An 11,511-nucleotide genomic window follows, 5' to 3' on the forward strand; every position below is an offset into this window, starting at 1 on the left:
CTTACTCCGTGCAGTTGGGATAAACGGTGCATTCGCGCCCGTCCATTTCAAACGTTTTGAAAGCGGGAGGACTCTGGCAGCGCTGCCATCCTGGCTTTGGCAGACAGGGCTTCCAGCCTTTGGGAAACCTGATCCAAGTATCGTCCCGGGCAGGCTTCTCCTCCGGATCCACCGAAAAATCCAGGCGCAGCGTCTTGCCCGGCAGGTCCTCTCGCCGCAGATACGCGCCAGCCCCCTTGCAGTTCAGCAATTTGGATATGTCGTAGCGCAGCGCGCTGATCTGAAACAACCAGCCGCACACCGCCTGCTTGTTGAGGTGGCCGTCGGGCTGGAAGGTCGCCGCGCCTTCCGGCAGCTCATCCACCACGCGTAGCTCGCCGTTGTCGTAGGTCTGCTGCCAGCGTTCATCGCCGTAGCGCCCCTTGATGTACAGGCCGACCCGCGCGAGCCTGGCCTGGCATATCCCCACCCGATAGCCCACCGGAATGGCGAAGCGGTAGCCGTGCGGTTCGGAGTGGAACGCCGTCTCGAAGCTCTTGGTCAGCTGGCTGCGCGACACCAGCCCCGGGCAATTGGACTCGGCGACGTAGTAGTGCGCCTGGGCGCGCAGGGCGAAATCGGCGGGCAGTTCGCCTTCGAAGGTGAAGCGCTCGGCAAACAGGCTGCCGAGAGTTCCGCAGCCGCCCAGGGGCGCAGCCAGCAGGGCCAGCCAAAGGGGGCGTAACAGGTATCGGTTCATGCCATGGCCTCGGAAAAGGTGCGGCGGCAACGCGCCAGATGAGCCTCGGGAAGCTCGCCTTCGCGCGGTGACCAGGCGGCGTGCCCGGCCCACGCGGGCTGCAATTGATGGGCCAGCAGAAACTTCACCGCTTCGTTGGTGTGCCAGCCCCAGATGTCGGCCTGGGCCAGCTGTTCGTCCAGCCAGGAGACAAGGTCCCGCTTTTCGAGCAGGCGGCAGACCGCAGCGCAGTGGCTTTGCCACAGCCATTGTTCGAGGTTGTGGCGGCGGATGGCCTGGGCGACCGCGCCGGGCTCTGGCAGCTGCAGCCAGGGCGCGTCACCCGGCACCGGGTAGTGGCCGGGCGCGGGGTTGTCGAAGCGCTGCCAACGCTGGCCGTCCCAGGCCAGGCCACTGGCAAAGGGGCCCAGCAGCAGGGGGCGCTGTTCGGGCTCGAGGGCTTGCAGGTGGCGGGCGATCACGCGGTTGTCCTGGAAGCGGTACAGCACACGCCGGCCCTGCTCCCGCACCACCGACCGTTGCGTCCAGTGCCTGGCCAGCCGCTGGAGGTCGAGCGGCTTGGCGCTGAGCAGCCATCCCCAATTCCGCTCCGGCTGCGTCAGCCAGGCTCGCAGCCAATCCGCCTCGGCATCCTCCACGCCGACCAGACGGGGGCCGATTGCCGCCAGGTGGGACACTTCGCTGCCCTCATAGAGGTTAAGGCTCGTTCCAGACGCCGGGCGGCTGGCCCTCAGCTCGGCCTCGGCAAGCGGGTCGAGGATGAGGTACAGGTCGCGGCCCAGACGTTGTTGTTCACTGAGCCAGTGGGCGGGCGAGGTGGTCATGGCTGGCACTGTCCCTCGCCGCAGGATTCACACACCGGGCAGCGGCTGGCGCCCAGCTCCCGCGTGATCCGCGCGGCCGCCATCTGGCTCTGGGAGGGTTGCGGAGGTGCCGAAGGCGCCGGTGGGCGCTCGGCCGAGCAGGATGGGGTGGCTACGGCTGTGGCTGTTTGCCCCATCTGCGGGGGTGTGGGCAGCCGCGGTTGGGCGGTACGGGCCTGTCCTGCGCTGCCTCCTGCGTTCAGCTTGACCTGCGGCCCGACCAGGCTCACGCCCCCGGCATCCAGCCTGATGAAGCTGCCGCCGGCCTGCACGGTCAGTTCGCTGCCCGCCTCGATCACCAGCCTTTCCCCGGCGTTCAGGTGGATCTCCCGGCCCGCCTCGATGAACTGCCCCTGCCCCAGCTTCACGTGCTGGCTGCCCTGCGTGCTCAGGTGGTCGTCGGCCTTGAGTTCCACCAGGCGGTTGCCGTGGATGATGCGCTGCTCCTCGCCCCGGCGTTCGCTGTGACTGTTGGCCTGCACCGTTTCCCGATGTCGGTTGCCGATGCGCATGCCGAGGTTGTGGCGCACATGCTGCTCCCAGTCACGCTGGGCGTGCAGGTAGAGCTGTTCGGCACCCGCACGGTCATCGATGCTCAGCTCGTTGCCCGCTTGGCCGTCCGGCGTGCTGCGGGTCCGCAAGACACTGCGGGTCTTGTGCTCGGGCAGCGGATAGGGCGGCGTGTGCTCGGCGTCATACAGGCAGCCGGTGATCAGCGGCTGGTCGAGCTCGCCGTCCAGAAAGCCGACCAGCACCTGCATGCCAACCCGGGGCAGGAGCCAGGCGCCGTAGTGGTTGCCGGCCCAGCCGCTGGCCACGCGCAGCCAGGCGCGTGTGTTCAAGTCCTGCGGCTGGCGCTCCCAGTGGAATTGCACCTGCACGCGGCCTTCGGCATCGCAATGGATTTCCTCGTTCTCCGGGCCAAGCACTCTTGCGCTTTGCGTAGCCGGCACGCGCGGTCGCAAATGCCGAGGCGCCAGGCGAACCGGCACGTCCCAGGGTATGGCGGTGAAACGGTTGTGGTAGCCAGGCTGGCCAGCGGTTCCCTGCGGGTCGGCTTCGGCATATTCCTCCAGTACCTGCGGCTGGTAGCCGTGGTGCTGCAGCCCGGTCAACAGCCAGAGCTGGTTGCAGTCTTCGCGCGGGTGGTTGCGTACGTCCATGAAGTGACCGCAGGCCAACAGTGGCTGGTCGCTGCTGCCCTCGGCCTGCCGGCAGTCCAGGCGCGTGGCTTCCAGCAAACGGCGGGCGCGCAGGCGGCCCTGACTGCGGTCATCGAAACGGCCCGGATAGGCGTACAGCTCCAGGCCGGCTGCTTGCCGGTCTTCAACCGAGGCTTGGGCCTCCAGCAGCAGGCGCGGCTGGTTGAAGTCGTGGTCGCGCAGGGTGACGCTGGCGCTGCGGGTTTCCAGGCGCACGCCAAAGCGCCTGAGCGAGGGAGCGCCGGCTTCGGGCTGGTAGCACTGGGTGGCTTCAAGCCGCGGAAAGACGGTCTGGTCGTCGCCGAACACCAGTGCGTGGCCGGTTGATTGGTGCTGGAAGTGAAAATGCAGGCCTTCCTCTTCACACAGGCGCTGCAGGAAGTTCAGGTCGCTCTCGGCGTACTGCACGCAGTGCTCGCGCGGTGGATACTCGCTGCCCAGGGCGAAGCGGCAGGCGTCGCCCTGGATGCCATGCTCGGCCAGCAGCGCGGCGAGAATCTGCGGCACGCTGCGTTGCTGGAAGATCCGGCAGTTGTGGCGCTGCTCCAGCCACGCCAGCGCCGGGCGCAGCTCGATGCGGTAATGGCTCAGGCGCTTGCCGGTTTCTTCTTGCGTGGCGCGCCAGACCAGGCCGTGCAGGCCACGACCGTTGCCGAGGTCGAGCCAGGCGGGCTGGCGCAGCAGCGTGTCCAGCGGCAGGTCGGAGTGCTCGGCCACCAGGCGCAGCACTATGCGGTACGGCTCGCCGATGGCTTCCTGGGCCTCGAAGGCGAGGACTCGCCAATCCCGGTCGGCCAGTTGCACAGAAAGGCGGGTGCTCGACATGACTATCCCTCGTCGCAGAAACGCCCCGTTCCATGGGCGCGATCAGGCGGGCGGAGTCACGCGCTCCGTTCGCCGGATGCCGAGCGGATCGCTCGGGAACCAGGCTGGAATTGAGTCAAGGAGCGTGCCAGCTTCCCGTATCCCCCGCGGTTCAAGGGCTTGGCCGACTTCATCGGCCGGCGTGGGCGGGCTTTTGCGCGTGGCCGCACTCAATTGTGCGCAACGCATTGCTCAGGCCCAGCGGATTGTTGCGCAGCAGCGCGCCGGCCATGGCCGCCACGCTCCGGTGCGATGGACCGGCCGGGCGCTATGCAAACGCTTGCACGCTGCCGGCGTTACGCCTGGCGCTGCCAGAGGCTGTAGTACACCTGCCCGGCATGCTTCTCGCGGTGCAGTCGCCAGTTGGCCGGCAGGCCGAGGGCCGAGGGGACGGCTTCGCTTTCGGTGTAGATCCAGGCGCCGGGGGCCAGCCAGTCGCGTTCCTCCAGCAGCTCGCAGGCTGGCACCAACAGGTTCTGGTGGAACGGCGGATCGAGAAACACCAGGTCATACGCCTGCGCCGGCTGCTCGGCCAGGTAACGCAGTGCATCGGCCTGCTGCACCTGGCCATCGGCACACTGCAGGGTCTGCAAATGGCTGCGCAGGGAGGCTACCGAGGCGGGGTTGAGGTCGAGCGCCAGAGCCTGTCCGGCGCCGCGCGACAGGGCTTCAAGGAAGAGCGCGCCGCTGCCGGCGAACGGGTCGAGCACCCGGGCGCCCGGCACATACGCGGCTAGCCAGTTGAACAGGGTTTCGCGCACCCGGTCCGGAGTCGGGCGCAGGCCGGGGCCGTCGGGGAAGCTGAAACGGCGGCTGCGCCAGTCGCCGGCGATGATGCGCAACTGGCCCGTGCCGCCGTGCGCCTTGGGCGCGGGGGTGTTCGGTCGGCGCATCAGTGCGGTACTCCGGCGGGCTGCGGCTGGGTCGACCCGGTGGGCGGCGGCAGTTCGCTCTGCGCCACCGTCGGGCCGACGGTGACCACCACGAAGGCGTCCGGATCCAGGTGGCGGTTCATGGCCGCCTTGACCTGTTCTGCGCTCAACCCCTGCACCTCTTCCACGAAACGTTCCAGGTGGTCCAGCGGCAGATCGTAGAAGCCGATAGCGCCCAACTGGCCGACGATGGCTGCGTTGCTGGCGGTGCTCAGCGGAAAGCTGCCGGCCAGCTCGCGCTTGGCCTGCTGCAACTCGGCTTCGCTCGGGCCCTCGGCGAGGAACTGGCGCACCAGCTCCTTGATCAGTGCCAGGGAGCCTTCGCTGTAGTCGGCGCGGGTCTGCATACTGATCATGAACGGCCCGCGTGTCTGCATGGGGCTGAAGCCGGAATAGATGCCGTAGGTCAGGCCGCGCTTCTCGCGCACCTCCTCCATCAGCCGCGACCCGAAGCCGCCCCCGCCAAGCACCTGATTGCCCAGATACAGCGCCGCGTAGTCCGGGTTGCCACGGGCGATACCCAACTGGGCGATCTGCAGGTGGGTCTGGTTGGAGGGGAACTCGACATGCCGATGGCCGGGTGCGGGCGCCACGGGCTCGGCGGTCCGGGGGCGTGCCGGACCTTTGGGCAACGCCTGCGACACCTGGGCGGCGATGGCCTCGGCCTCGCTGCGCGACAGGTCGCCGACCAGTGCGATCACCGCATTGCTGGCCGTGTAGGCGCGGCGGTGGAAGTCACGCAGCTGGGCCTGGCGGATGCCGTTCAGCGACCGGGCGGTGCCTTCGCTGGGATGCGCGTAGGGATGCGCGCCGTAGAGTTCCTCGAACAGCGCCTGGCTGGCCAGCTTGCCCGGATTCTTCTTGTTGAACTCGATGCTCGACAACAGCTGGTTGCGGATACGTGACAGGGCATCGTTGGGGAAGGTAGGGCGGCCGACCACGTCGGCAAACAGGGTCAGCGCCGGCTCGCGGCGCGCGGGGTCGCTGAGGCTGCGCAGGCTGGCCACCGCCATGTCGCGGTAGGCGCCGTTGCCGAACTCGGCGCCGAGGGACTCGAAGCCGGCGGCGATGGCGTCGGCATCCTGGCCTCGGATGCCCTCGTTGAGCATGGCGTTGGTCAGCAGGGCCAGGCCGTGTACGCCGCGGTCCTGACTGCTGCCGGCGGCGAAGGTCAGGCGCAGGTCGAACATCGGCAGCTCGCGCGCTTCGACGAACAGCACCTTGGCGCCTTCGGCGGTGCGCCATTGCTGAATGTCCAGATCACGTCGGGCGGGGGCTTCATCCTTCAGCGCGGCCAGCGACGCCAAGCGCGGCTCGGTGCCGCTGGCGCAGCCGCCGAGCAGTGCCAGGGCAAGCAGCCCGCACAGGCTGCGACTCACAAGCGATTTCATCGGGGGGCCTCCTCGGGCAACACATGGGCGACGCTGAGGCGCGTGCGGGTGAAATAGGTGCGCGCGGCGCGCTGGATGTCCTCGGCGGTCACTGCCTCGAGTTCCTCCAGTTCGCGCTCCATCAGCCGCCACGACAGGCCGACCGTTTCCAGGGTGCCGATGGTGGTGGCCTGGGCGGTGATCGAGTCGCGCTCGTAGACCAGCCCGGCGATCAGCTGGGCGCGCACCCGCTGCAGTTCCTCGGCCGAGGGCGCCTCGCGCTTGAGCAGGTCGAGCTGCTCCCACAGGGCTGCCTCTACCTGTTCCAGGGTGCGCTTCTGCTGCACGTTGGGGCTGGCGGACAGCACGAACAGGCTGTCGCCACGGGCGTGGGCGTTGTACCAGGCGGAGGCGCCGCTCACCAGCTCGGCGCCGCGCTCCAGGCGGCTGGCCAGGCGGGCGCTGTAGCCACCGTCGAGCAGCGCGGCGATCAGGCGCAGGGCGTGCACGTCGCGGGGATTCTCGGCGGTGGCCAGGGCGGGCACGTTGAAGCCCATCAGCAGGCTGGGCAGCTGGGTCTTGAGGTGCAGGGTCAGGCGCCGCTCGCCCGGCTCGGTCAGTTCCAACGGACGCTTGGCCGGAACGAGGTCGCGGGCCGGAATCGGGCCGAAGTAGCGGCGGGCCAGCTGCTCCACCTCGTGGCGGGTGACGTCGCCGACCACCACCAGCGTGGCGTTGTTGGGCGCGTACCAGCGCTGGTACCAGGCGCGCAGGTCGTCGACGGTCATGCGCTGGAGATCGGCCATCCAGCCGATGGTGGGAATCCGGTAGCCGCTGGCCGGATAGGCCATGGCCTTGAAGCGTTCGTAGGCCAGCGAGCTGGGCCGGTCATCGGTGCGCAGGCGGCGTTCCTCCTGGATGACCTTGATCTCGCGGGCGAACTCGTCGGCGGGCAGTTGCAGGCTGGCCAGGCGGTCGGCCTCCAGCTCGAAGGCCACCGCCAGGCGATCCTTGGCCAGCACCTGGTAATAGGCGGTGTAGTCGTCGCTGGTGAAGGCGTTTTCCTCGGCGCCCAGTTCACGCAGGATGCGCGAGGATTCGCCCGGGCCGAGCTTCTCGCTGCCCTTGAACATCATGTGCTCCAGGGCATGAGACAGGCCGGTCAGCCCGGCCTGCTCGTAGCTTGAGCCAACCTTGTACCAGAGCTGGGAGACCACTACCGGCGCACGATGATCTTCGCGGACGATGACCTTAAGGCCGTTGTCGAGGGTGAATTCATGGGTGGGTTGGGGCGCTGCCCCAACAGCCATCAGGGGCCAATACAGGCAGCCGAGCAACAGCGCGGCGCGGCGCAGGATCACATGCTTCATGAGGAGACCTTGAAAGGGACCTGTGCGGCGGCCCGGGAGGTTTAACGCCGCCGGGCGATGAGGTGCTAGGATACCCAATCCCGTTTCCCGGCGGCCATGCCCGAGCGTGGCGCACCTTTGAGATAGTCCGGCAATGTTTGGTTCCAACGACGACAAGAAGCCCCAGCCCGACGCTGGCGAGAAGAAAGGCCTGTTCGGCTGGTGGCGCAAGAAACCGCAGGACGCAGCGAAACCGGAAGCTGACACGCCTGCCCCCGAGCAAACCCCGATCCCCGAGGCCGAGCCGGTTGCCGTCCCCGTGGAGCCGGTGGCTGAGATCATGCAACCCGAACCCAGTGCTGCCGTGGAGCCTGAGCCGGAAGCGCCCGCGGCTGAGCCGGTCAAGCCCGCCGGGGACAAGGTGGGCTTCTTCGCACGGCTGAAGCAGGGCCTGTCCAAGACCAGTTCCAGTCTGGGCGAAGGCATGGCCAGCCTGTTCCTGGGCAAGAAGGCCATCGACGATGACCTGCTCGACGAACTGGAAACCCGCCTGCTGACCGCCGACGTCGGTGTCGAAGCCACCACCGCCATCGTGCAAAACCTCACCAAGCGCGTCGCCCGCAAGGAGTTGGCCGACAGCGAGGCCCTGTACAAGGCGCTGCAGGCCGAGCTGGGCGCCCTGCTCGCTCCGGTCGAGCAGCCGCTGGTCATCGATACCGCCAAGCATCCCTACGTGATCCTCGTGGTTGGCGTGAATGGCGTCGGCAAGACCACCACCATTGGCAAGCTCGCGCGCAAGCTCCAGCAGGACGGCAAGAAGGTCATGCTCGCTGCCGGCGACACCTTCCGCGCTGCCGCGGTCGAGCAGCTGCAGGTGTGGGGTGAGCGCAACCGCATCCCGGTGGTCGCCCAGCACACCGGCGCGGACTCCGCATCGGTGATCTACGATGCGGTGCAGGCCGCCAAGGCCCGCGGCGTCGACGTGCTGATTGCCGATACCGCCGGCCGTCTGCACACCAAGGACAACCTCATGGAAGAGCTGAAGAAGGTGCGCCGCGTGATCGGCAAGCTGGACGAGACGGCGCCCCATGAGGTGTTGCTGGTGCTGGACGCTGGTACCGGTCAGAACGCCATCAACCAGACCCGCCAGTTCGACCAGGCGGTGACCCTGACCGGCCTGGCGCTGACCAAGCTGGACGGCACCGCCAAGGGCGGGGTCATCTTCGCCCTGGCCAAGCAGTTCGGCCTGCCGATCCGCTATATCGGGGTCGGCGAAGGCATCGACGACCTGCGCGACTTCCGCGCCGATGACTTCGTGCGCGCCCTGTTCGCCGAAAAGGAAACTGGATGATTCGCTTCGATCAGGTAGGCAAGCGCTACGCCAACGGCCACATCGGCCTGCACGAGCTGTCCTTCCAGGTCGAAGCGGGGGAATTCCTGTTCATCACCGGGCATTCCGGCGCGGGCAAGAGCACGCTGCTGCGCCTGCTGCTGGCCATGGAGCGGCCGTCCACGGGCAAGGTGCTGCTGGCCGGGCAGGACCTGTCCACCATCACCACCGCCGAGATCCCCTTCCTGCGCCGGCAGATCGGCGTGGTGTTCCAGAACCACAAGCTGCTGTTCGATCGCAGCGTGTTCGACAACGTGGCCCTGCCCCTGCGCATTCTCGGGTTGTCCCGCCAGGAGATCGCCGAGCGCGTGGATGCGGCGCTGGCCCGGGTAAGCCTGCGCGACCGGGCCAAGGATTTCCCCAACGATCTGTCCACCGGCCAGCAGCAGCGCGTCGGCATTGCCCGCGCGGTGGTGCATGAACCGGCGCTGCTGCTGGCTGACGAGCCCACCGGCAACCTGGACCCGCGCCTGGCAGCCGAAATCATGGGCGTGTTCGAAGACATCAACGCACTGGGCACCACTGTGCTGGTGGCCAGCCACGACTTGGCGCTGATCGCGCGCATGCGTCACCGCATGCTGACCCTGCAGCGTGGCCGCCTGATCGGCGATGGAGCCGCCGAATGACTGTCCACCGCCAACCCAACTTGCGACCCGCCGGACGTGGCGCCACTCGCCGTACGGACGCCGGCGCCGATAAACCCGTACGCCGTGGCCCGAGCCTGTCCAGCCAGTTGCACGGCTGGCTGGACAGCCATCGCGGCAGTCTGCGTGACAGCCTTGGGCGTCTGTGGCAGCAGCCGTTCGGCTCGTTCTTCACCTGCCTGGTGATGGCCATCGCCCTCTGCCTGCCCATGGGGCTGGCGTTGCTGCTGGATAATGTCGAACGGCTCAGCGGCACCTGGCAGCACGCCGCGCGCATATCAGTGTTCCTGGAGATGAGCGTCAGCGACGCCGAAGGCCAGACGCTGCGCGACGACATCGCTGGTATGCCGCAGGTGGAGCAGGCCGACTGGATCAGCCGCGAGCAGGCACTGAAGGATTTTCAGGCGGTTTCCGGTCTCGCGGAGGCGCTACGCGAGCTGCCGGACAACCCCTTGCCGGGCAGCGTCCTGGTCACGCCGTCCACCGTGGACAAGACCGAGCTGGAAACCTTGCGCCAGCGTCTGGCGGAGCTACCGGGGGTGGAGCTCGCGCAGCTCGATCTGCTGTGGGTCGAGCGCCTGGGTGCCATCCTGGCGCTGGGCGACCGTTTCCTGTTCGGCGTGACCGTGCTGCTGGTGCTGACCCTGCTACTGGTAATCGGCAACACCATACGGCTGCACATCGAGAATCGCCGTACCGAGATCGAGGTCATCAAGCTGGTGGGGGGAACCGATGGCTACGTGCGGCGTCCGTTCCTCTACCTTGGCGCCCTCTACGGGCTGGGGGCGGGCCTGCTGGCCTGGGCGGTGCTGGCCTTCGGGCTGGCCTGGCTCAACGCGGCGGTGGTACGCCTGGCCGGGCTTTACGACAGCGACTTCAGCCTGGTCGGTGTGCCGCTGGCCGATGGCGTATCGCTGGTGCTTGGTGCGGTGCTGCTGGGCTATATCGGCGCCTGGTTGGCGGTGGCCCGGCACCTGCGGGATCTGGCGCCCCGCTAGCCTGGAGGGCCGGACCAGACGGGTCGGCCGCCCTGGCTTCGGGAACTTTTGGGGTCAATTCACTGTCTCAGCGCTCGGTGCTACACTGCCCCGGCATCGTCTTTGGAGGACCTGCATGTCAACTTCTCTGCAACCTGTCTATGCCCTGGCTCCTGGCGCGAACCTCGAGGCCTACGTGCATGCTGTCAACAGCATTCCGTTGCTGTCGCAGGAGCAGGAGCGTGAATTGGCGGAGCGTCTGTTCTACCAGCAGGATCTGGAAGCGGCCCGGCAGATGGTGCTGGCTCACCTGCGCTTCGTGGTACACATCGCCAAGAGCTACTCCGGCTATGGCCTGGCCCAAGCCGACCTGATCCAGGAAGGCAACGTCGGCCTGATGAAAGCGGTCAAGCGCTTCAACCCTGAGATGGGCGTGCGCCTGGTCTCGTTCGCCGTGCACTGGATCAAGGCCGAGATTCACGAGTTCATCCTGCGCAACTGGCGCATCGTCAAGGTCGCCACCACCAAGGCGCAGCGCAAGCTGTTCTTCAACCTGCGCAGCCAGAAGAAGCGTCTGGCCTGGCTCAGCAATGATGAAGTCGAGCGGGTGGCCGACAGCCTGGGCGTCGCCCCGCGCGAAGTGCGCGAGATGGAAAGCCGCCTGACCGGCCACGACATGGCCTTCGACCCGGCCAACGACGCCGACGACGACAGCGCCTACCAGTCGCCGGCACACTTTCTCGAAGACCACCGCTACGATCCGGCCCGCCAGCTGGAGGATGCTGACTGGAGCGACAGTTCCACCGCCAGCCTGCACGAGGCGCTGGAGGGGCTCGATGAACGCAGCCGCGACATTCTCTACCAGCGCTGGCTGGCCGAGGAGAAGGCCACGCTGCATGAACTCGCCGCCAAGTACAACGTTTCCGCCGAGCGCATCCGCCAGCTGGAAAAGAACGCCATGAACAAGCTCAAGGGTTCGTTGGCGGCATAAGGTTGGCTGTTATGGAAAAACCGCGCTTCGGCGCGGTTTTTTATTGGCTGGTCCGCAGGGGCGGCGGCCGGAACGGCGCTGACCGCCCTTGTATCTCTGTACCGTATACACATCTGACGATGCCGACGACCCCCTACGTGTACATCTCCGTGTAGTACTTTATTACGGCAACCACAACAACAAGAAATAA

At 67.3% G+C, this 11,511-nt stretch carries 10 protein-coding genes; 4 read left to right on the forward strand and 6 right to left on the reverse strand.

Going from position 1 to position 11,511, the window contains the following annotated elements:
• Nucleotide 1: 1 nt before the first annotated feature.
• From SF06_RS15095 to SF06_RS15120, 6 genes are all read right to left on the reverse strand, one after another.
• Nucleotides 2-739 carry a hypothetical protein gene (locus SF06_RS15095; protein ID WP_027588739.1) on the reverse strand — a complete coding sequence of 246 codons (738 nt, stop codon included), beginning with the start codon at nucleotides 737-739 and terminating at the stop codon, nucleotides 2-4.
• Nucleotides 736-1,563: a DUF4123 domain-containing protein gene (locus SF06_RS15100; RefSeq protein WP_039562387.1), complete on the reverse strand. Its 828-nt coding sequence runs from the start codon at nucleotides 1,561-1,563 to the stop codon at nucleotides 736-738. Before SF06_RS15100 ends, SF06_RS15095 begins: the two co-directional genes overlap by 4 nt.
• Nucleotides 1,560-3,629, reverse strand: a complete 2,070-nt coding sequence (gene tssI, locus SF06_RS15105) for a type VI secretion system tip protein TssI/VgrG (RefSeq protein ID WP_039562388.1) — start codon at nucleotides 3,627-3,629, stop codon at nucleotides 1,560-1,562. The genes SF06_RS15100 and tssI overlap by 4 nt, the downstream gene beginning before the upstream one ends.
• 335 nt (nucleotides 3,630-3,964) lie before the next feature.
• Nucleotides 3,965-4,561: a 16S rRNA (guanine(966)-N(2))-methyltransferase RsmD gene (gene rsmD / locus SF06_RS15110; RefSeq protein WP_027588742.1), complete on the reverse strand. Its 597-nt coding sequence runs from the start codon at nucleotides 4,559-4,561 to the stop codon at nucleotides 3,965-3,967.
• A complete protein-coding gene (locus SF06_RS15115) occupies nucleotides 4,561-5,991 on the reverse strand; it encodes a M16 family metallopeptidase (protein WP_039562391.1) in 1,431 nt (476 codons plus the stop codon). Before SF06_RS15115 ends, rsmD begins: the two co-directional genes overlap by 1 nt.
• On the reverse strand, nucleotides 5,988-7,340 hold the full coding sequence (locus SF06_RS15120; RefSeq protein ID WP_039562392.1) for a M16 family metallopeptidase: 1,353 nt from the start codon (nucleotides 7,338-7,340) through the stop codon (nucleotides 5,988-5,990). Before SF06_RS15120 ends, SF06_RS15115 begins: the two co-directional genes overlap by 4 nt.
• Nucleotides 7,341-7,473: 133 nt before the next feature.
• On the opposite strand from SF06_RS15120, the gene ftsY reads away from it, so the two are divergent.
• The 4 genes from ftsY to rpoH all read left to right on the forward strand — a co-directional run bounded on the left by ftsY (nucleotide 7,474) and on the right by rpoH (nucleotide 11,321).
• The gene (ftsY, locus tag SF06_RS15125) at nucleotides 7,474-8,670 is read left to right on the forward strand and encodes a signal recognition particle-docking protein FtsY (protein WP_027588745.1); all 1,197 of its coding nucleotides are present in this window, start codon (nucleotides 7,474-7,476) and stop codon (nucleotides 8,668-8,670) included.
• Nucleotides 8,667-9,335 (forward strand): cell division ATP-binding protein FtsE, encoded by a 669-nt coding sequence (gene ftsE / locus SF06_RS15130; RefSeq protein ID WP_027588746.1) that lies wholly within the window; start codon nucleotides 8,667-8,669, stop codon nucleotides 9,333-9,335. Before ftsY ends, ftsE begins: the two co-directional genes overlap by 4 nt.
• On the forward strand, nucleotides 9,332-10,351 hold the full coding sequence (gene ftsX, locus SF06_RS15135; protein ID WP_039562393.1) for a permease-like cell division protein FtsX: 1,020 nt from the start codon (nucleotides 9,332-9,334) through the stop codon (nucleotides 10,349-10,351). The genes ftsE and ftsX overlap by 4 nt, the downstream gene beginning before the upstream one ends.
• A gap of 115 nt (nucleotides 10,352-10,466) precedes the next feature.
• Nucleotides 10,467-11,321 (forward strand): RNA polymerase sigma factor RpoH, encoded by an 855-nt coding sequence (rpoH, locus tag SF06_RS15140; RefSeq protein WP_027588748.1) that lies wholly within the window; start codon nucleotides 10,467-10,469, stop codon nucleotides 11,319-11,321.
• The last annotated feature ends 190 nt before the right edge of the window (nucleotides 11,322-11,511 follow it).

Origin of the sequence: Pseudomonas flexibilis (assembly GCF_000802425.1) — a bacterium.
In the GTDB taxonomy this organism is placed as follows: Bacteria; Pseudomonadota; Gammaproteobacteria; order Pseudomonadales; family Pseudomonadaceae; genus Serpens; species Serpens flexibilis.

Bases quoted from the DNA above. Each gene is read 5' to 3' on its own strand.
- SF06_RS15095 (WP_027588739.1), bottom strand. From the start codon at position 739: ATGAACCGATACCTGTTACGCCCCCTTTGGCTGGCCCTGCTGGCTGCG.
- SF06_RS15100 (WP_039562387.1), bottom strand. From the start codon at position 1,563: ATGACCACCTCGCCCGCCCACTGGCTCAGTGAACAACAACGTCTGGGC.
- SF06_RS15120 (WP_039562392.1), bottom strand. From the start codon at position 7,340: ATGAAGCATGTGATCCTGCGCCGCGCCGCGCTGTTGCTCGGCTGCCTG.
- ftsE (WP_027588746.1), top strand. From the start codon at position 8,667: ATGATTCGCTTCGATCAGGTAGGCAAGCGCTACGCCAACGGCCACATC.
- ftsX (WP_039562393.1), top strand. From the start codon at position 9,332: ATGACTGTCCACCGCCAACCCAACTTGCGACCCGCCGGACGTGGCGCC.
- ftsY (WP_027588745.1), top strand. From the start codon at position 7,474: ATGTTTGGTTCCAACGACGACAAGAAGCCCCAGCCCGACGCTGGCGAG.
- SF06_RS15115 (WP_039562391.1), bottom strand. From the start codon at position 5,991: ATGAAATCGCTTGTGAGTCGCAGCCTGTGCGGGCTGCTTGCCCTGGCA.
- tssI (WP_039562388.1), bottom strand. From the start codon at position 3,629: ATGTCGAGCACCCGCCTTTCTGTGCAACTGGCCGACCGGGATTGGCGA.
- rsmD (WP_027588742.1), bottom strand. From the start codon at position 4,561: ATGCGCCGACCGAACACCCCCGCGCCCAAGGCGCACGGCGGCACGGGC.
- rpoH (WP_027588748.1), top strand. From the start codon at position 10,467: ATGTCAACTTCTCTGCAACCTGTCTATGCCCTGGCTCCTGGCGCGAAC.